We start from the raw sequence: 19,064 nt of genomic DNA on the forward strand, positions 1-19,064 counted from the left end.
CGCATCTGCGGTCACCGGCGCTTGAACATGACGAGGGTGCGTTGACCAACCTGGCGCACCTCAGGCTGTAAACACCACTTCGGACGAAACGGGGAACAACTCATGGATGAGGCAACGGCAGGGTCCGGAACGGAGCAGGACGGCCTCACGCCCGTCAAGCCCCCGGAGGCGGAACTGCTGGTAGTCACCGGCATGTCCGGGGCAGGACGCAGTACGGCCTCGGATGCCTTGGAGGACCACGGCTGGTATGTGGTGGACAACCTCCCGCCGCAGATGCTGGGAACCCTGGCCGAAATTGTCTCGCATGCTCCCAAATCCATTCCCAAGCTGGCAGTTGTGGTGGATGTCCGCAGCAAGGACCTCTTCACCGACATCCAGACGGCGCTGGGTGCCCTGAGCGCCAGCGGCATCACCTTCCGGGTTCTCTTCCTGGATGCCAATGACGACGTCCTGGTCCGACGTTTTGAGCAAGGACGCCGACCGCATCCCCTGCAGGGCGGCGGCAGGATCCTCGACGGCATCGGGATCGAACGCGAGGTCCTGCGGGAACTGCGCGAGCATGCCGACGTCGTGCTGGACACGTCCGACTTCAATGTCCACGGCCTGGCAACAGCCATCACCGAACTGTTCAGCGACACAGGCCCGGTGACCCTGCGCCTTAACGTCATGAGCTTTGGGTTCAAGTACGGCCTGCCCGTGGATGCCAACTTTGTGGCCGATGCCCGCTTCATTCCCAACCCGCATTGGGTTCCCAAACTCAGGCCCCACACGGGCCTGGATGAGGACGTCAGCGACTACGTGCTCGCTGCCGATGGCGTGCACGAGTTCGTGGACAGGTATGTCCAGGCCTTGGAACCGGTCCTGGACGGCTACCGCCAGGAGAACAAGCACTACGCCACGTTGGCCGTCGGCTGCACGGGAGGCAAACACCGTTCGGTGGCCGTCGCCGTCGAACTTTCCAAGCGTTTGGCGCAGTATCCCCGTGTCACCGTCACCACCACCCACCGAGACCTGGGACGCGAGTAGTGGGCGTCCTCACCGGCCCGCTGCCCCTGATTCCGCCCAAAGGCGTCCCCGGCAGCCAGCAGAAGAAGAGTCCGTCAGTGGTTGCCCTGGGTGGCGGCCACGGCCTGGCGGCGTCGCTGTCGGCCCTGCGCTTGCTCACCTCCGAGCTGACGGCAATCGTTACAGTAGCGGACGACGGCGGCTCATCCGGGCGTCTCCGCGAAGAGTACGGTGTCCTTCCGCCCGGTGACCTGCGGATGGCGCTCAGCGCTCTGTGCGACGACACCGACTGGGGCCGGACGTGGCGTGACGTCATGCAGCACCGTTTCAACGCCGGATCCGCCAAGGGCGGCTCACTGGACCATCACGCCATGGGCAATCTGTTGATCGTGACCCTGTGGGAGCTCTTGGGAGATACAGTTGCCGGCCTGAAATGGGCCGGCGCCCTGCTGGGAGCCAGGGGCCAGGTTCTGCCCATGTCCAGCGTTCCCCTCACCATTGAGGGCCAGGCCCACCTTGACCTTCCGGGGGGCGGCCAGGAACTGCGTACGGTCCGGGGCCAGGCCAAATGCGCTGTGGCGGGCAAGCTTGAAGACGTCAGGCTGTTGCCTGAGGATGCTCCTGCCTGCACAGAAGCCCTGACGGCCATCGAACTGGCGGACTGGGTCATTCTCGGACCCGGCTCCTGGTACACCTCGGTCCTGCCGCATCTGCTGTTGCCTGAGCTGCGCCAAGCCCTGGGCGACACCGCTGCGAAACGCTGCCTCACCATGAACCTTGACGTCGAAACGAAGGAAACCTCGGGCATGACAGCCGCGGATCATCTCGACGTCCTGCGCCGCTATGCACCTGAGTTCAGCGTGGATGTGGTCCTTGCGGATCCTGCTGCAATCCAGGATCTCAAAGCCTTCGAGAAGGCCGCGGGGATGATCGGGGCTGAAGTGGTGTTGGGTAGAGTAGGGGCGTCGAGGCGCCGCCCCGTCCATGATCCACTGCTGCTGGCAGCGGCGTACCACGATATTTTCGGGAACAGTTAGGAATACGCGATGGCACTTACTGCGTCGGTCAAGGACGAACTGTCCCGGCTGGACATCAAAAAATCTTCAGTCCGCAAGGCTGAAGTTTCGGCAATGCTGCGCTTCGCGGGCGGCCTGCACATCATTTCGGGCAGGATCGTCATCGAGGCTGAAGTCGACCTCGCTTCCACTGCACGCCGCCTCCGGGCAGCGATCGCGGATGTGTACGGCCACCAGAGCGAAATCATCGTCGTTTCCGGAGGCGGCCTGCGCCGGGGGAGCCGCTACGTTGTCCGTGTGGTCCGGGATGGCGAGGCCCTCGCCCGCCAGACGGGCCTGCTGGATGGACGCGGACGCCCAGTGCGGGGGTTGCCCTCGGTGGTAGTCAACGGCTCGGCTGCAGACGCTGAGGCAGTCTGGCGGGGAGCGTTCCTTGCCCATGGTTCGCTCACCGAACCGGGGCGTTCCTCCTCGCTGGAAGTAACTTGCCCCGGCCCCGAATCCGCACTGGCGCTCGTAGGAGCTGCCCGCCGGCTCGGCATCCAGGCAAAGGCCCGTGAGGTGCGTGGAGTGGACCGCGTGGTCATCCGTGACGGAGACACCATTGCTGCCCTCCTGACCCGGATGGGAGCCCATGACGCCCTGATGGTCTGGGAAGAGCGGCGCATGCGCAAGGAAGTCCGGGCTACGGCCAACAGGCTTGCCAACTTTGACGACGCCAACCTGCGCCGCTCCGCCCAAGCAGCAGTGGCAGCGGGTGCCAGGGTGGACCGTGCCCTGGAAATCCTGGGAGACGACGTACCGGATCACCTCAAGTACGCCGGGGAGCTCCGTGTGGCCCACAAGCAGGCAAGCCTGGATGAACTCGGACGCCTTGCGGATCCACCCATGACCAAGGACGCCATCGCGGGCCGCATCCGCCGTCTCCTTGCCATGGCGGATAAGCGTGCCCTCGACCTGGGTATCCCGGGTACTGAGGCAAATGTGACTCCGGAAATGATGGACGAGTAGTCCGCACCCATAGAATCGAAAATGCGTGGAGGAAATACTGCGAGGCCACCCGGGGTTGTTCCCGATGGAGGCGACAGCCAAGCTTCTTCGCCAAGGATTTCCGGCCGGCATGCTGGCCGGATGACATAACGAGAGTTACCAACCCGGACGTCAGTCCATTACATTGGAGGATTTCGTGACAGAGTACGTTCTGCCCGAGCTCGGCTACGACTACGCAGCACTCGAGCCGCACATTTCGGCAAAGATCATGGAGCTGCACCACAGCAAGCACCATGCCGCTTACGTTGCCGGCGCCAACAACGCCCTCAAGCAGCTGGCCGAAGCGCGCGAAAACAATGATTTCGCCAACATCAACCGTCTCTCCAAGGACCTCGCGTTCCACACCGGCGGACACATCAACCACTCCGTTTTCTGGAACAACATTTCCCCGGACGGCGGCGACAAGCCCGAAGGTGAGCTCGCAGCAGCCATCGACGACGCTTTTGGTTCGTTCGACGCTTTCCGTGCACAGTTCAGCGCTGCCGCACTTGGTTTGCAGGGTTCCGGCTGGGCTTTCCTGGCGTACGAGCCCATCGGCGGCAACCTGCTCATCGAGCAGCTCTACGATCAGCAGGGCAACGTTGCAGTCGGCACCACGCCGCTGCTGATGCTGGACATGTGGGAGCACGCTTTCTACTTGGACTACGTCAACGTCAAGGCTGACTACGTCAAGGCCTTCTGGAACATCGTCAACTGGGCGGACGTTGCCAAGCGTTTCGAAGCCGCGCGCGCCAACGCCACGGGGCTCATCGTCCTTTAGTTGGTGAGCCCCGGTTCACGCCGATGTAACAAAAGTCACTTTTTGCGTGAATTGGGGCCAAATGCTGGAAAGCCTGCCTCCGCAGTTGCGGGGGCAGGCTTAGTTAAACGTAAGATGGATCACGGAAGGCGGTTAGCCTTCAGCAACGTGGCTGGTCGCCCTCCGATCTGATAATCACCTCTGCCCAAAGACGTGCGGGGTCTGTTAGTTGGAAATAATAAATCCGACTCACTAGGCGTGCTTGCAAGAGCACCAAGGAGATTGACACATAGTGACCACCCGTATTGGTATCAACGGCTTCGGCCGCATCGGCCGTAACTACTTCCGTGCAGCACTGGCCCAGGGCGCAGACCTTGAGATCGTCGCAGTCAACGACCTCACCAGCCCCGAAACCCTCGCCCACCTCCTGAAGTACGACTCCGTCGGTGGACGCCTCGCCCAGACCGTGGAAGTTGTCGATGGAAACCTGGTAGTCGACGGCAAGTCCATCAAGGTCCTGGCTGAGCGCGATCCCGCCAACCTTCCTTGGGGCGAATTGGGTGTTGACATCGTCATCGAGTCCACCGGCTTCTTCACCAAGGCCGCAGCAGCCCAGAAGCACCTTGATGCCGGCGCCAAGAAGGTCCTGATCTCGGCACCCGCCAGCGACGAAGACATCACCATCGTCATGGGCGTCAACCACGAGCTCTACGATCCCGCAGCGCACAACATCATTTCCAACGCCTCCTGCACCACCAACTGCCTCGGCCCGCTGGCCAAGGTAGTGAACGACGCCTTCGGCATCGAGCGTGGCCTCATGACCACGGTCCACGCCTACACGGCCGACCAGAACCTGCAGGACGGACCGCACGGCGATCTCCGCCGCGCCCGTGCCGCTGCCATCAACATGGTTCCGACATCCACCGGTGCAGCCAAGGCCATCGGCCTGGTGCTCCCGGAGCTCAAGGGCAAGCTGGACGGCTACGCCATCCGCGTTCCGGTCCCCACGGGTTCCGCTACGGACCTCACGGTCACCGTCTCCCGCGAAGTAACGGTTGAAGAAGTCAACGCAGCCGTCAAGGCTGCCGCCGAGTCCGAGCAGTTCGCCGGCATCCTTAGCTACACCGATGCTCCCATCGTGTCCTCGGACATCGTCGGGGACCCGGCTTCTTCCATCTTCGACTCCGGCCTCACCAAGGTCATCGGCAACCAGGTCAAGGTTGTTTCCTGGTATGACAACGAGTGGGGTTACTCCAACCGCCTCGTAGACCTCACGGAGCTCGTCGCATCCAAGCTGGGCTAGGGTAGACACATGACATCTCACACCCTCAACGAACTCATCGCTGAAGGTGTCCGCGGGCGGTACATTCTGGTCAGAAGTGACCTGAATGTGCCGCTCGACGGCTCTACAGTGACCGACGACGGCCGCATCAAGGCCTCGCTTCCGGTCCTCAAGAAGCTCTCGGACGCCGGTGCCCGTGTGCTCGTTACTGCACACCTGGGACGCCCCAAGGGCGTTCCTGAAGACAAGTTCTCCCTGAAGCCCGCTGCAGCCCGCCTTGCTGAACTGGCGGACTTCCCTGTACAGCTTGCCGCAGACACTGTGGGGGACTCCGCCAAGGAGCTCTCATCCGGCCTCAACGACGGTGACGTACTCATCCTGGAGAACGTCCGCTTCGATGCCCGCGAAACCAGCAAGGACGACGCCCAGCGCGGCGCATTTGCCGACGAGCTGGTTGCCCTCACGGGAAGCAACGGCGCGTTCGTGGACGATGCTTTTGGTGCGGTCCACCGCAAGCACGCCAGCGTTTATGACGTGGCCACCCGGTTGCCGTCCTACTTGGGCGACCTCGTCCACACCGAGGTAGAGGTTCTCCGGAAGCTCACCACGGACACACAGCGCCCATATGTCGTGGTTCTTGGTGGATCCAAGGTCTCGGACAAGTTGGCAGTGATCGAGAACCTCCTGGGCAAGGCGGACACCATCCTTGTTGGCGGCGGCATGCTCTTCACCTTCCTGGCCGCAGCGGGCCATAAGGTTGCGGGCAGCCTTCTCGAGGAGGACCAGATTCCCGTAGTCCAGGACTACCTCCAGCGCGCTTCTGCTGCTGGTACCTCCTTCGTGATCCCCACCGACGTAGTGGTGGCCAGCCGCTTTGCAGCTGACGCAGACCACGAGGTCGTCAGGGCGGACGCCATCGAGGACAGCGCTTTCGGTGCTTCCGGCATCGGCCTGGACATCGGACCGGAATCCGCGTCCGCGTTCGCAGCCCAGATCGAAGGCGCCAAGACCGTCTTCTGGAACGGCCCCATGGGTGTCTTCGAATTCGAAGCCTTCTCCAGCGGCACACGGGCTATTGCCCAGGCGCTGACGGACACGGTCGCCTTCACAGTGGTGGGGGGTGGCGATTCCGCCGCAGCCGTTCGGACCCTTGGGTTCGAGGACTCGCAGTTCGGACACATCTCCACTGGTGGTGGCGCAAGCCTGGAATACCTTGAAGGCAAGGAACTTCCCGGCCTGAGCGTTCTGGACCGCTAAGTACAATCCGGCCGGCAGGGCGCCACGGCGTCCTGCCGGCCGTTCCATATTTCAACGCATTCTTTGGAGTTCATGTGACTACCTCTGCCAACGGCAACTTTGTCCGCAAGCCCTTCATCGCCGGCAACTGGAAGATGAACATGGACCATGTCCAGGGCATCACCCTGCTGCAGAAGCTCGCTTGGACGCTGTCCGACGCCAAGCACGACTACAACCGTGCCGAGGTCGCTGTCTTCCCGCCGTTCACGGACCTCCGTGGCGTCCAGACGCTGGTCCAGGGTGACGACCTTGAGGTCGTCTACGGTGGCCAGGACCTCTCGCAGTTCGACTCCGGAGCCTACACCGGTGACATCTCCGGTCAGTTCCTCAGCAAGCTGGGCTGCGCTTACGTCCTGGTGGGCCACAGTGAGCGCCGCACCATCCACAACGAGTCCGACGACGTCCTGAACGCCAAGGTCAAAGCCGGATTCCGCCATGGTGTCACCCCTGTACTCTGCGTCGGCGAAGGCCTTGAGATCCGCCAGGCAGGAACGCATGTGGAGCACACTCTCACCCAGCTGCGCGCCGGTGTTGAGGGACTCACTGCTGAGCAGGCTGCGGAACTCGTGGTTGCCTACGAGCCCGTCTGGGCCATCGGCACGGGTGAAGTTGCCGGTCCGGAGGATGCTCAGGAAATGTGCGCAGCCATCCGAGCCGAACTTGCCGAACTCTTCGACGAAACCGTCGCAGCAAAGACCCGCCTGCTTTACGGCGGTTCCGTCAAGGCCAACAATGCAGCGGCCATCATGGCCGAAAATGATGTTGACGGATTGCTTGTGGGTGGCGCAAGCCTGGACCCCGCTGAGTTTGCTAACATTGTCAGGTTCGAGAGCCACCTCGTCACGGACTAGTCCGGCTCCCGTTTTCCGCTTCTTCGAAAGGCCGTCGTGGACGTTCTTCAAGTCATTCTGCAGATCTTGCTGGGAATCACCAGTCTTCTGCTGACGCTGCTCATCCTCTTGCACAAGGGACGTGGCGGCGGTTTGTCCGACATGTTCGGTGGCGGAATGAGCTCCGGATTGAGTTCGTCCGGTGTAGCCGAGCGCAACCTGAATCGCTTCACCATCATTCTCGGTATTACATGGGGAGCTGTCATCATCGGCCTTGGCCTGATCATGCGCTTCACCTCAGGTGGCGACTCTTAGTCACCACCGCAACTGATCTGTCACAAGAGGAGTGGTTCCTGCCAGGGACCACTCCTCTTTTTGTCAGCTACCCATCCCTGGTGCCGTCCTCGAGCCCTTCGCATTAGAATGACCGTGTTGGCCGAAAGGCCCGCAGGCCGTGACGGCCGACCACCGAGTCGCTAGGGGTTCGAAAATGGTTCATGGCACGCCAGGATATCGGGGCACCCGCGTAGGCGTGGCCCAAGGTTCTACTCCGAGAAACCAAAGCGACCATGGCGAGGGAGTGCAGCTGCCGCGAATTCGGGTTCCCTATTGGTGCGCCAAAGGACACGAAACGCGGCTTGTTTTCCTTAAGCTGCCGGACGATCAAATACCCAGGAACTGGGACTGCCCCAAATGCGGTCTCCCTGCCTCACGGGATCCCGGCAATCCAGCCTCGGCCAGGCCGGGGGATGAGCTCTTCAAATCGCACCTCGATTACGTTAAAGAGAGACGCTCCAGCCAAGACGCAGAAATTGTCCTGGCTGGAGCGTTGGAGCGGCTACGCGCCCGCGGGGTCCTTCCGGACCAACTGCTGGGGGACGCGTGACGCTGCGTTCTCGTCGATAAGCCACAGGGTCCGCGCACGGCCAACGGGGCCGGCTGCGGGCACCTGGACCGGGTTGGCGCCCGCCAAGGCCAGGCCAACAGCTCCTGCCTTGTCCTCGCCGGCAACAACCATCCAGATCTCCTGGGCGGTGTTGATGGCGGGCAGCGTCAAAGAGACGCGCGACGACGGCGGCTTGGGCGAATTCTCGACGCCCACCACCGTGCGTTTCTTCTCCCGGATGCCGGCCTGCTCGGGGAACAGCGACGCCACGTGGGCGTCCGGGCCTACGCCAAGAAGCAGGACATCGAAGCGCGGCAGGATGCCAGGCTCATCGGCGCGGTTATCAGACATGTCAGCTGCGTGCTCGGCTTCGGCCGCTGCTTTGAGTTCCTCGGCGTAGGCAGTGGCGGCTTCGTCAGCCGTGGCAAACTGGTCCGTCGAGCCAGGCTCGTGGATCCTGGCAGGATCTACGGCCAGGTGGGCCAGCAGGGCGTGATGCGCTTGACGGGTATTCCTGTCATCGCTGTCAGCGGCAACAAAGCGCTCATCACCCCACCAAAAGTTAACTTTCGACCAGTCGACGGCCGGTGCTGCAGCTGAATCGGCCACAGCCTTCAGCGTTCCGATACCGACGGTGCCGCCGGTCAGGACCACCGTGGCCTCGCCATGCTTGTCCTGGACATCCACAAGCTTGGTAATGAGGCGTGCCGCGATGGCGGCCATCAACACCTTGGAGTCGGGATGGATGCTAACTCTTGGCTCAGCGTGCACTTGTCTGGACTCTCCTCTGGCTGGTAAGTGGCAGTCCCATCGTAATCACTTCTCCGAAGACTTCGTCGGGGTCAAGCCGTCGGAGTTCTTCGGCGAGGCAATCTTTAAGACTGCGCCGGGGGAGGGTGATACGCTGTGCCGGCTGTCCGGGCTGGGTCAGTTCCGCCACAGACAGTCCGGGACGGAAAAGCTGGACGTCGCCGCTTGCTCGGGTCAGCCGGACCCGCCGAATGCCGGTACCTGCGGGGTCCGCCACAATCGTCACGGGCGCCTCCAGCGCCAGGCTCAGCCAGGCTGCCAGCAACAAGGTGCTGGGGGAGTCCGATGCGCCTTCAACCGCCACGGCCGAGACGGGGTCGCTGTCGACTTGGTCGAAAACTGCTGCGAGTTGCATGCGCCAGTTGGTCAGTCGGGTCCAGGCGAGGTCGGTGTCGCCGGCCTTGTACGTTGCCCGGATGTTCTCCAACGCCCGGCGGGGGTCGGGTTCGTTGGCCGAATCGGTGATACGCCGGTGGGCGATGCGGCCGATGGAGGTCTCGCAGGCGCTTTCCGGGGCGCCGTGCGGCCACCACGCCACGATCGGGGCGTCCGGCAGGAGAAGGGCGGCCACGAGGGATTCGCTTTCGTGGGCCATATGCCCGTGCCCGCGCAGAACGATGACTTCGGACGCGCCGGCGTCACCGCCTACCCGGATCTGCGCATCAAGGCGGTCCGGACCTTCCACACCGGCATCGGCCAGGACAATGATCCGGCAGGGGTGTTCCCTGCTGGCTTCATTGGCTGCCTCGATGGCTTCTTCTTCCTGCCCGGACTTGGTCACCACCACGAGGGTCAGCACACGACCCAAGGCAATCACACCGCCCTGTTCGCGCAGGGACATGATCTTCTTGGAGATCTTGGAGGTGGTGGTATCGGGAAGATCTACAATCATGGCCTTCTCCAGGTTCGTCCGTCGCGGGCCAACAGGGCGTCGGCCGAGGCCGGTCCCCAACTGCCGGGTGCGTAGGGTTGCGGTTGTTCATCCAGGCCGGCCCAGTATTCCTCGAACGGATCAAGGATCTTCCAGGACAGTTCCACTTCCTGATGGCGTGGGAACAGCGGCGGCTCGCCCAAGAGTACATCCAGGATCAGCCGCTCATATGCTTCGGGGCTGGACTCGGTGAAGGAGTGGCCGTAGCCGAAGTCCATGGTGACATCGCGGACTTCCATCTGCGTGCCCGGAACCTTGGAACCGAAACGGATCGTCGCGCCCTCATCGGGCTGGACACGGATCACCACGGCATTCTGGCCAAAGTCGTCCTCGCCATGATCACGGAACAACAGGTTAGGTGCACGCTTGAACACCACGGCGATCTCGGTGACGCGACGGCCCAGGCGCTTACCGGCACGCAGGTAGAACGGCACACCATTCCAGCGGCGGGTGTTGATGTCCACCCGGATCGCCGCGAACGTCTCGGTCTTCGAATCGGCGGGGATGCCATCCTCGTCCAGGTACCCGAGGACTTCCTCGCCGCCCTGCCACCCACCGGTGAACTGACCCCGGGCCGAATGCGTGGAGAGATCATCGGGGAGCTTGACCGCGGCCAGGACCTTTTCCTTCTCCGCGCGCAGGTCATCGGCGTTGAAGGAGATGGGCTCTTCCATGGCCGTCAATGCCAGCAACTGGAGCAAGTGGTTCTGGATCACGTCACGGGCAGCGCCCACACCGTCGTAATAGCCTGCACGGCCGCCGGTGCCGATGTCCTCGGCCATGGTGATCTGGACGTGGTCCACGTAGTTGGCGTTCCACAGCGGTTCGAACAACTGGTTGGCGAAGCGCAGCGCCAGGATGTTCTGGACCGTCTCCTTGCCCAGGTAATGGTCGATCCTGAACACGGCATCAGCCGGGAACACGGATTCCACGATGTCGTTCAGCTGACGGGCCGACTCAAGATCATGCCCAAACGGCTTCTCGATGACCACACGGCGCCACTGCCCCGGCTTCGCCTGCGCCAGGCCGTGTTTCGACAGCTGGCGGCAGACCTGCTCAAACGCCTTGGGCGGGATGGACAGGTAAAAGCCGTGGTTCCCCCGGGTACCGCGTGTCTCATCCAACTCATCAAGGACATCTCCGAGGCGCTCAAAAGCGTCGTCGTCGTCGAACTCGCCCTGAACAAAACGAATGCCGGAAGCGAGCTGTTCCCAGACCGCTTCGTCGAACTTGGTTCGCGCGTGGGCCTTGACGTTTTCCTTGACTTCTGCCGCGAAGTCGGCGTTATCCCAGTCGCGACGGCCGAAACCGACCAAAGCGAAGCTGGGGGGCAACAGGCCACGGTTGGCGAGGTCATAGACCGCCGGCATGAGCTTCTTACGGGCGAGGTCGCCGGTGACTCCGAAGAACACCAACGACGAAGGCCCGGCAATGCGGTTCAGGCGCCGGTCCCGCGGATCCCGCAAAGGATTCCGCAGACCGGCGTTTTTCCTGCCGTTTTCAGTTTCTGGCATGTTTGGTTCTGTGCCTTAGCTTTCGAGTGCGCTGGCCTGGCCGGCCAACGCAGCGACGACTTCCTGGAGTTGGGCTACGCCGGCGGCACGCTCGGTGAGGTGCAGGCGCAATACCGGGCGGCCATGGCCTTCCAGGACCTGGGCATCGCCCGTGGCCTGGGCAGCAATGAGCTGGCCGAAAGTGAAGGGCCGCTCAGGGATTTCCAGATCGGTGGAGGATGCCGCAGTCACCTGCAGGAACACTCCGATGGCCGGTCCACCCTTGTGGAACTGGCCGGTGGAGTGCAGGAACCGCGGACCCCAACCGAACGTCACCGGACGCCCACTGACGGCCGCGAGTTCATCGCGGATGCCTTCAAGGGGTGCGTGGGAGATACGGTCCAGGTAGGCCTGGACACTCAAGTAACCATCCGTGCCGAGCTGGCTGAGCAGTGCCTGCACAGCTTCGCTTGCCGTTGAGGCGTCCCCGAGCCATTCGCCTCCGCGTACTTCCACAGCGCCGTCCGTGAAGGCCGCGGGGGTGGGTTCGGGACGCGCGTCCAGCAAGCCGCGCGCGGCCACCTTGGCGGCCTCGACGTCGGGCTGGTCAAACGGGTTGATGCCCAGCAGACGACCCGCCACGGCGGTGGCGAACTCCCAGGCGAACATCTGGGAGGCCAGTCCACCGGCAATGGCTACCTCGTTCTCACGGAGCTCGACGTCGTCATCCGCACTGACCAGCCGCACCACCAGGACGTCCTCGGCCCCGCTCAGGGCTTCAGGAGAATCCGGGCCGGCAACGACCGGCAAAACACCAGTGCCCAACTTGCCGGTGGATTCGGCGATGAGCTGTTCGGCCCAATCAGCGAAACCGACAATGCCGGACCCGTCTTCGGCAATGATGATCTTGTTGCGCAGCGGGCTGGTTCCGCCCAAAGCAATGCCCAGCGCCAGGCCGATGTTGTCAGCGGAGTCCTCATTGAGGATCTCCGCCGCTTCCTCTGCCTCATCCAGGAAAGCCTGGATGTCCACACCGGCAAGTCCACACGGAACCAAGCCAAAGGCAGTCAGTGCCGAGAAACGGCCACCGACGTTGGGGTCGGCGTTGAACACCGCACGGTAGCCTGCCTCGCGGGAAGCCTTATCCAGGGGCGAGCCCGGATCCGTGACGATGATGATGCGGCTTTTGGCGTCGATTCCGGCGTCGTTGAACGCTTTTTCGAACACGCGGCGCTGGGAGTCGGTTTCAACGGTGGAGCCGGACTTGGAGGAAACGACGATGGCCGTTTCAGCCAGCCGGTCCGCCAGGGCAGCACCAACCTGTTCAGGGTCAGTGCTGTCCAGCACAGTCAGCTCGACGCCGGCAGTACCGGCAATGACCTCCGGAGCCAGCGAAGACCCGCCCATGCCACAGAGGACAATGCGGGTAACTCCTTCGGCGCGAAGAGCGTCGCGAAGTTCCAGGATGTCGCCGACCAAGGCCTGGGACACCGTGGCGGCCTCGACCCAGCCGAGACGGATCGCGGACTCTGACTCCGCGTCAGGACCCCAAAGGGTGTGGTCCTTGGCGAAAATCCGCGTGGCGATCCTGTCCTCGACCAGGCCGTCAATGTGCTTGGCGATGGCCTGCTGTGCGGCACCGCTGGCGTCGTAGCTGATTGTGCTCATAGTGGGTTAGGAAGCCTTCCGTGCGGTGGCGAGGGCGCCTTCGACGTCGGCGAGGAGTTCCTTCCAAGAGCCTACGAACTTCTCGAGGCCTTCGGTCTCCAGCAACGTCACGACGTCGTTGTAGGAAACGCCGAGGGCTTCGAGTGCATTGAGGGTCTCGTTTGCCTCGTCGTAGGTGCCAGTGATGGTGTCACCGGTAACGACGCCGTGGTCGAACGAAGCGTCCAGCGTCTTTTCCGGCATGGTGTTGACAACGCCGGCGGCCACGAGTTCGGTCACGTAGAGGGTGTCCGGGTAGGCCGGATCCTTGACTCCTGTGGAGGCCCACAGAGGACGCTGGGGGAGGGCGCCGGCTTCTGCCAGCACTGCCCAGCGCTCGGTGGAGAAGAGCTCTTCGTAGACCTGGTAGGCCAAGCGGGCGTTGGCGACGCCTGCCTTGCCCTTGAGGGCCTTGGCTTCGTCGGTACCGATGGCGTCGAGGCGCTTGTCGATCTCCGAGTCAACGCGGGACACGAAGAACGAGGCCACGGAGTGGATCTTGGAGAGATCGTGGCCGTTGTCCTTTGCCTGCTCGAGGCCGGACTGGAAGGCGTTGATGACCGCGCGGTAGCGCTCCAGGGAGAAGATCAGGGTCACGTTGACGCTGATGCCCTCGGCCAAGGTAGCCGTGATGGCTTCGAGGCCTTCCAGGGTTGCGGGGATCTTGATGTGGACGTTGTCCTTGTTGACCTTGGCGTAGAGGTGCTTGGCCTCGGCGATGGTACCGGCGGTGTCCCAGGCAAGGCGGGGGTCCACCTCGATGGAAACGCGGCCGTCCACGCCGTTGGTGGCGGCGGCGACCGGTGCAAAGAGATCGCAGGCGTCTGCAACGTCAGTGGTGGTGATTTCAAAGATGGTCTCTTCGACGCTGGCGCCGGCCGCGGCCTGCGCTGCGATGGTGGCGTCGTAGTCCGTGCCTGAGGTGATGGCGGCGTGGAAGATGGACGGGTTGGTGGTCACACCAACTACGTTCTTTTCGTCGATGAGCTTCTGCAGGGTGCCTGAGTCCAGGCGGGTGCGGGAGAGGTCATCGAGCCAGATGGAAACGCCGGCGTCGGAGAGCTGCTGCGTGGGAGTGCTGGTCATGTGTTTTTCTCCTTGTGAGAGGGAAGCAGACTGTTATGCGTTGGAGTCTGCGAGGGAGTCTTTGGCTGCGGCCGCGACGGCTTCGGCGGTGATGCCGAATTCGTTGAAGAGCCGCTTGTAGTCTGCCGAGGCGCCGAAGTGTTCCAGGGAGATGGAGCGGCCGGCGTCGCCGACGAATTCTCGCCAGCCCAGTGCCAGGCCTGCTTCAACGGAGACACGGGCCTTCACGGATGCCGGGAGCACCGACTCGCGGTAGGCCTCGTCCTGCTTGTTGAACCACTCAACGCACGGCATGGACACAACGCGGACGGCGATTCCTTCAGCCTGGAGGGCTTCGCGGGCCTGCACGGCGAGCTGGACTTCCGAGCCGGTCCCGATCAGGATGACCTGCGCGTCAACGGTTTCGCCGTCCTTGGAAGCTTCGGCCAGCACGTAGCCGCCCTTGGCGACACCTGCGGTGGAACCGAACGTGTCGCCGGTTGCTTCGCCTTCGCCGCGGGCGTACGTGGGGATGTTCTGGCGGGTCAGGACGATTCCGGCCGGGTTCTCGTGGTTCTCCAGCATGACCTTCCATGCCGCGGAGACCTCGTTCGCGTCACCGGGACGGACAACGTCCAGGCCCGGAATTGCACGCAGCGAGGCAAGCTGTTCCACCGGCTGGTGGGTGGGGCCGTCTTCGCCCAGGCCGATGGAGTCGTGCGTCCAGACGTACAGCGACGGAACCCCCATCAGCGCGCCGAGGCGGATGGCCGGGCGCTGGTAGTCGCTGAAGATCAAGAACGTCCCCGAGAAGGCGCGCGTGCGGCCATGCAGGGAGATGCCGTTCACGATCGACGCGGCAGCGTGCTCACGGATACCGAAGTGCAGCACCCGTCCGTACGGGTTGCCCTTCCAGGCATCCGTGGAGCGCGAGGTCGGGATGAACGACGGCGAGCCTTCAATGGTGGTGTTGTTGGACTCCGCGAGGTCGGCCGAGCCGCCCCACAGCTCCGGCAGGACCGGGCCGATGGCGTTCAGGACCTTGCCCGAAGCCGCACGGGTGGAAACGTCCTTGCCTGCTTCGAACACGGGGAGCGCAGCATCGATGCCCACGGGGAGCTTCTTGGCTTCAACACGCTCCAACAGCGCAGCGGCGTCCGGGTTGGCGGACTGCCATGCCTCAAAGCTGGACTGCCAGGCAGCGCGTGACTCGGCCCCGCGGTCCAGGACCTTGCGGGCGTGTGCCAGAACTTCTTCGTCAACGTCGAAGGACTTGGCCGGGTCGAAGCCGAGCACGGTCTTCAGAGCCGCGACTTCCTCGGCGCCCAGGGCGGATCCGTGGATCTTGCCGGTGTTCTGCTTCTTCGGCGCCGGGTACCCGATGATGGTGCGCAGCGAGATGATGGACGGCTTGTTCGTCTCTGCCTTCGCAGCGAGCAGTGCTGCGTAGAGTTCCTGGACGTCTTCGACGTAGTCGCCGGTCTTGGTCCAGTCCACGCGCTGGGTGTGCCAGCCGTAGGCCTCGTAGCGCTTGAGGACGTCCTCGGTGAAGGCGATGTCGGTGTCGTCTTCAATGGAAATGTGGTTCTCGTCGTAGATCACTACGAGGTTGCCCAGTTCCTGGTGGCCTGCGAGCGAGGAGGCCTCGGAGGTGACGCCTTCCTGGAGATCGCCGTCGGAAGCGATGACCCAGATGGTGTGGTCGAACGGCGATTCGCCGGCGGGAGCATCGGCGTCGAACAATCCGCGCTGGCGACGCTGGGAGTAAGCGAAACCAACAGCGGAGGCCAGGCCCTGGCCCAGCGGGCCGGTGGTGATTTCCACACCGGCGGTGTGCTTGTACTCGGGGTGTCCCGGGGTCAGCGAACCCCACGTGCGGAGCGCCTCAAGGTCCTTCAGTTCCAGGCCGTAGCCGGACAGGAACAGCTGGATGTAAAGGGTCAACGACGTGTGGCCGGGGGACAGGACAAACCGGTCGCGGCCAAGCCAGTCCGGGTTCTTCGGGTCATGGCGCATCAGCTTCTGGAACAGCAAGTATGCTGCCGGAGCCAAGCTCATCGCCGTACCAGGGTGGCCGTTGCCGACCTTCTCCACGGCGTCGGCGGCCAACACGCGAACGGTGTCAACTGCCTTCTTGTCCAGATCGGTCCATGACAGTTCTTGCTCTTCCAAATGTGGCACGAAAACCGAGCCCCTCTCTGTGCTGACGGCAGGCATATGGACACGGCACGCAGGAAGCACAGGATGGCGCCCGCTGCAATGTGTCTACCAGCCGTTCACCATTGAAACGTTGATCTCTCATCCAGACGCACGGATATCCGAGAATACGGTTTCCCGGATCGTCAACGTGTGCTGATCTGCTCAACAGCTTAGCCCTAAACGTGTCATGGAACTCAGGGAATCCCACTAACTGGACAGAAATTCCCTTATATGAATCACGACGGCCCCGAAGCGGAGTGAAGATTCGGAAACATTGACGAATTTTGCGGACATTGGGCTACTTCCAGCCACGGTATGATATTTGGAGGCCACCAGCGGTTCATGCGCCCGTGTCAGCTTTCGAAGACCGGGACGGCAGCCGTTGCGAGAACCCCAGAGCATAGAACAGAGTGACTGCCGCCGTGAGCACAACTGATACGCCCCTCAACGCGTCCCCGGCCCGGGGAAGCATCGGAATTTCCCGTAAGTTCAAGGCGTATCTGGCACTCACCAAACCCCGGGTCATCGAACTCCTCCTGGTCAGCACCCTGCCCACCATGATCTTCGCCCAGCGCGGCTTCCCCTCCATCGGCCTGATCCTGGCCACCCTCGTCGGCGGAGCGTTTGCAGCCGGCAGCGCCGGCGTCTTCAATTGCTACATCGACCGCGACATCGACAAACTGATGCACCGCACCGAGAAGCGTCCCTTGGTTACGGGTGAAGTGACGCCGCGCGAGGCCCTGATCTTCGCCTGGATCCTTGGCGCAGCCTCAATTGCGATCCTGTGGTTCGGCGCCAATCCTCTCTCCGCCTGGCTCGGGCTCGGCGCCATCGTCTTTTACGTGGTCATTTACACCATGATCCTGAAGCGACGCACTGCCCAGAACATTGTGTGGGGCGGAGCAGCAGGGTGCTTCCCGGTGCTGATCGCCTGGGCCGCGGTCACCAATACGGTGGAGTGGCCTGCAATCGTGCTCTTCATGGTGATCTTCCTGTGGACGCCCCCGCACTACTGGCCCCTGTCCATGCGCTACGGCGAGGACTACCGCAACGCCAAGGTGCCCATGCTGGGTGCCATCGCCGGAGCCAAGGTGGTTTCGGTACAGGTTGTCCTCTACGCCTGGGCCATGGTTGCCTGCTCACTCTTGATGGTGCCCGTCGGCGGTGCCGGCTGGGTTTACACGATCGTCGCCGTTGCCGCCGGCGCCTGGTTCCTCTACGAGAGCCACGCCCTGTACAAACGCGCACAGGGTGGCGACGTCTCCAACAAGGGCGCCATGAAGGTCTTCCACGGCTCCATCAGCTACCTGACGCTGCTCTTCATCGCACTGGCAGTTGACCCGTTCATTGGCTCAGCGATCGTCGGCGGCTAAGTCCCGCAGTTCCTCAAGTAACAAACGTTCGACGCCGACACTCACCTGAGTGCCGGCGACTTGCTGTTCCGCTCACATCCCTAGCCCTTGATCCCAACGCTCGCTCACATCCCTAGCCCTTGTTCCCAAGGCTCGCTCACATCCCTAGCCCTTGATCCCAACGCTCGCTCACATCCCAAAGGACGCAACCAAGTGAGCCAGCGGGGGTGGTGCCTGGCCAGCGGGCAGCGCAAAGACCAGCAGGGGTGCGTAGCGAATCTTGTTGCCGCTCCGGCCCCCGAAGAACCGCTGCAGTTGGGCTTCCACGGACCGTTCACGCAGTGATGGCTGGCGTTGGAGGAGCTTGAACGAGGCCAGCTCGCCCTGGGCCTCGATGACCTCGAGCACTGCCTCGATTCCCAGGCATCGGATGATTTCATCCTCCAGATCGGCGTCACAAACCTGGAACCCGCGCTCTTCCAGGGTTCCGGACCCCATGCCGGCACGCAGGAGTGCCCTGGCAATGCCTCTGGACTCACCTGCGTCACAAAGCCCAAGTAATCGGTGGTCCGCTCCCTTCGGGCCGTAGCGCTCGAGGTAGTGCACGATACTCGTGGCGCCACCCATCGGGACAATTTGCACACGTTCCGAGGCCAAGTCGTGGTCACATCGCAAGGCCAGGGCCTCCACGGCCAACCTGTCGCTTTCACCCTCGACCAGCACAGTTGTCGCCTGCATAGGACAAGTATGTCGGACGCGACGGCGGAGGGCTCTGACACGCTTCCATACCTAGAGGTCCCATTGCGGCACCTAGTTTCTGACTTCTGGGCACCTATTTCCTGCCCAAACGCCACCTAGTTTGAGTTCTGGCGTCTAGGTGGTGCCGTGCGCACCCTAGCGTTCGTAGTGGAACAGAGTCGTTCCGCACCACAAGAGCATTGGGGAAACAGTGAAAGCACTTCTGCGTACAGCCGGGATCCTGACGGTTGCTTCAGCTTCGGTCCTGACCGGGGTAAGCGCTGCCCAAGCCGCGCCGGCATGCTCCACAGCGCGAGTATGCCTCTATGGCGATTACTGGTTCACGGGAACGCAGCGGTCTTTTGGCTGGGTCACTTCATATTTGGGCGGCCCAGCAAACGACAAAGCGAGTTCAATCGTCATTGGCCCGGCTGCAAATGTCCAATCGCCCTACGTCTATCTCTACCGGGACCTGAACTACTCAGGCCACGCCGTCATTTTCCGTGGTGGCAACGCGGTGAACGATCTTCGGGGCGTGTCAATGTACTCCGGCGTGAACTGGGACGACGAGATCTCAAGTATCTGGGGTTAGCCTTGCGACCTCCAACATTTCCATGTGTCGCGCAGATCATCACGTCGCTGGCCGTTGTCACGTGTCTCACCAC

The 19,064-nt window shown here is 62.8% G+C and carries 18 protein-coding genes; 11 read left to right on the forward strand and 7 right to left on the reverse strand.

What is annotated here, in order from left to right; genetic code table 11:
- Positions 1-102 precede the first annotated feature (102 nt).
- The 9 genes from rapZ to AB4Y77_RS04405 all read left to right on the forward strand — a co-directional run bounded on the left by rapZ (position 103) and on the right by AB4Y77_RS04405 (position 8,104).
- Positions 103-1,026 (forward strand): RNase adapter RapZ, encoded by a 924-nt coding sequence (rapZ, locus tag AB4Y77_RS04365; protein WP_311213284.1) that lies wholly within the window; start codon positions 103-105, stop codon positions 1,024-1,026.
- A complete protein-coding gene (locus AB4Y77_RS04370) occupies positions 1,026-2,042 on the forward strand; it encodes a gluconeogenesis factor YvcK family protein (protein ID WP_089595053.1) in 1,017 nt (338 codons plus the stop codon). Before rapZ ends, AB4Y77_RS04370 begins: the two co-directional genes overlap by 1 nt.
- Positions 2,043-2,051: 9 nt before the next feature.
- Positions 2,052-3,032, forward strand: coding sequence for a DNA-binding protein WhiA (gene whiA, locus AB4Y77_RS04375; protein WP_442013082.1), 981 nt, complete (start codon positions 2,052-2,054; stop codon positions 3,030-3,032).
- Positions 3,033-3,207: 175 nt separating this feature from the next.
- Complete coding sequence (locus AB4Y77_RS04380) at positions 3,208-3,831, forward strand: superoxide dismutase (RefSeq protein ID WP_062069703.1); 624 nt, start codon at positions 3,208-3,210, stop codon at positions 3,829-3,831.
- A 271-nt stretch (positions 3,832-4,102) separates the two neighbouring features.
- Positions 4,103-5,113 carry a type I glyceraldehyde-3-phosphate dehydrogenase gene (gene gap, locus AB4Y77_RS04385; RefSeq protein ID WP_311213285.1) on the forward strand — a complete coding sequence of 337 codons (1,011 nt, stop codon included), beginning with the start codon at positions 4,103-4,105 and terminating at the stop codon, positions 5,111-5,113.
- A 9-nt stretch (positions 5,114-5,122) separates the two neighbouring features.
- Positions 5,123-6,349, forward strand: coding sequence for a phosphoglycerate kinase (locus tag AB4Y77_RS04390; protein ID WP_311213286.1), 1,227 nt, complete (start codon positions 5,123-5,125; stop codon positions 6,347-6,349).
- Positions 6,350-6,423: 74 nt separating this feature from the next.
- Positions 6,424-7,239: a triose-phosphate isomerase gene (gene tpiA / locus AB4Y77_RS04395; protein WP_311213287.1), complete on the forward strand. Its 816-nt coding sequence runs from the start codon at positions 6,424-6,426 to the stop codon at positions 7,237-7,239.
- A gap of 36 nt (positions 7,240-7,275) precedes the next feature.
- On the forward strand, positions 7,276-7,533 hold the full coding sequence (secG, locus tag AB4Y77_RS04400; protein WP_024821019.1) for a preprotein translocase subunit SecG: 258 nt from the start codon (positions 7,276-7,278) through the stop codon (positions 7,531-7,533).
- Between the two features lie 175 nt (positions 7,534-7,708).
- Positions 7,709-8,104, forward strand: a complete 396-nt coding sequence (locus tag AB4Y77_RS04405; protein ID WP_311213288.1) for an RNA polymerase-binding protein RbpA — start codon at positions 7,709-7,711, stop codon at positions 8,102-8,104.
- Here AB4Y77_RS04405 and pgl read toward each other — a convergent pair.
- The 6 genes from pgl to tkt are packed head-to-tail and all read right to left on the reverse strand — an operon-like array spanning position 8,057 to position 16,327.
- Positions 8,057-8,875 (reverse strand): 6-phosphogluconolactonase, encoded by an 819-nt coding sequence (gene pgl, locus AB4Y77_RS04410; protein ID WP_311213289.1) that lies wholly within the window; start codon positions 8,873-8,875, stop codon positions 8,057-8,059. The two genes, AB4Y77_RS04405 and pgl, sit on opposite strands and share 48 nt — an antisense overlap.
- Positions 8,865-9,806 (reverse strand): glucose-6-phosphate dehydrogenase assembly protein OpcA, encoded by a 942-nt coding sequence (locus AB4Y77_RS04415; protein WP_024821021.1) that lies wholly within the window; start codon positions 9,804-9,806, stop codon positions 8,865-8,867. The genes pgl and AB4Y77_RS04415 overlap by 11 nt, the downstream gene beginning before the upstream one ends.
- Complete coding sequence (zwf, locus tag AB4Y77_RS04420) at positions 9,803-11,359, reverse strand: glucose-6-phosphate dehydrogenase (protein WP_311213290.1); 1,557 nt, start codon at positions 11,357-11,359, stop codon at positions 9,803-9,805. Before zwf ends, AB4Y77_RS04415 begins: the two co-directional genes overlap by 4 nt.
- A 15-nt stretch (positions 11,360-11,374) precedes the next feature.
- Positions 11,375-13,006, reverse strand: a complete 1,632-nt coding sequence (locus AB4Y77_RS04425; RefSeq protein ID WP_442013083.1) for a glucose-6-phosphate isomerase — start codon at positions 13,004-13,006, stop codon at positions 11,375-11,377.
- A 6-nt stretch (positions 13,007-13,012) separates the two neighbouring features.
- The gene (gene tal, locus AB4Y77_RS04430; RefSeq protein ID WP_311213292.1) at positions 13,013-14,131 is read right to left on the reverse strand and encodes a transaldolase; all 1,119 of its coding nucleotides are present in this window, start codon (positions 14,129-14,131) and stop codon (positions 13,013-13,015) included.
- Between the two features lie 33 nt (positions 14,132-14,164).
- On the reverse strand, positions 14,165-16,327 hold the full coding sequence (gene tkt / locus AB4Y77_RS04435; RefSeq protein ID WP_442013084.1) for a transketolase: 2,163 nt from the start codon (positions 16,325-16,327) through the stop codon (positions 14,165-14,167).
- A gap of 392 nt (positions 16,328-16,719) precedes the next feature.
- On the opposite strand from tkt, the gene AB4Y77_RS04440 reads away from it, so the two are divergent.
- Entirely contained in the window at positions 16,720-17,682 is a 963-nt protein-coding gene (locus AB4Y77_RS04440; RefSeq protein WP_311213294.1) for a heme o synthase, read from the forward strand.
- A gap of 168 nt (positions 17,683-17,850) precedes the next feature.
- On the opposite strand, the gene AB4Y77_RS04445 is transcribed toward AB4Y77_RS04440, so the two are convergent.
- Positions 17,851-18,399: a TOPRIM nucleotidyl transferase/hydrolase domain-containing protein gene (locus tag AB4Y77_RS04445; protein WP_442013085.1), complete on the reverse strand. Its 549-nt coding sequence runs from the start codon at positions 18,397-18,399 to the stop codon at positions 17,851-17,853.
- Positions 18,400-18,610: 211 nt separating this feature from the next.
- On the opposite strand from AB4Y77_RS04445, the gene AB4Y77_RS04450 reads away from it, so the two are divergent.
- Positions 18,611-18,991: a peptidase inhibitor family I36 protein gene (locus AB4Y77_RS04450; protein ID WP_442013086.1), complete on the forward strand. Its 381-nt coding sequence runs from the start codon at positions 18,611-18,613 to the stop codon at positions 18,989-18,991.
- Positions 18,992-19,064 lie beyond the last annotated feature (73 nt).

It is taken from the genome of Paenarthrobacter sp. YAF11_1, assembly GCF_052113445.1.
GTDB lineage: Bacteria > Actinomycetota > Actinomycetes > Actinomycetales > Micrococcaceae > Arthrobacter.

Coding starts and splice junctions, on each gene's coding strand:
- whiA (WP_442013082.1), top strand. CDS start 2,052: ATGGCACTTACTGCGTCGGTCAAGGACGAACTGTCCCGGCTGGACATC.
- AB4Y77_RS04425 (WP_442013083.1), bottom strand. CDS start 13,006: ATGAGCACAATCAGCTACGACGCCAGCGGTGCCGCACAGCAGGCCATC.
- AB4Y77_RS04445 (WP_442013085.1), bottom strand. CDS start 18,399: ATGCAGGCGACAACTGTGCTGGTCGAGGGTGAAAGCGACAGGTTGGCC.
- AB4Y77_RS04390 (WP_311213286.1), top strand. CDS start 5,123: ATGACATCTCACACCCTCAACGAACTCATCGCTGAAGGTGTCCGCGGG.
- tkt (WP_442013084.1), bottom strand. CDS start 16,327: ATGCCTGCCGTCAGCACAGAGAGGGGCTCGGTTTTCGTGCCACATTTG.
- tal (WP_311213292.1), bottom strand. CDS start 14,131: ATGACCAGCACTCCCACGCAGCAGCTCTCCGACGCCGGCGTTTCCATC.
- AB4Y77_RS04405 (WP_311213288.1), top strand. CDS start 7,709: ATGGTTCATGGCACGCCAGGATATCGGGGCACCCGCGTAGGCGTGGCC.
- AB4Y77_RS04415 (WP_024821021.1), bottom strand. CDS start 9,806: ATGATTGTAGATCTTCCCGATACCACCACCTCCAAGATCTCCAAGAAG.
- zwf (WP_311213290.1), bottom strand. CDS start 11,359: ATGCCAGAAACTGAAAACGGCAGGAAAAACGCCGGTCTGCGGAATCCT.
- rapZ (WP_311213284.1), top strand. CDS start 103: ATGGATGAGGCAACGGCAGGGTCCGGAACGGAGCAGGACGGCCTCACG.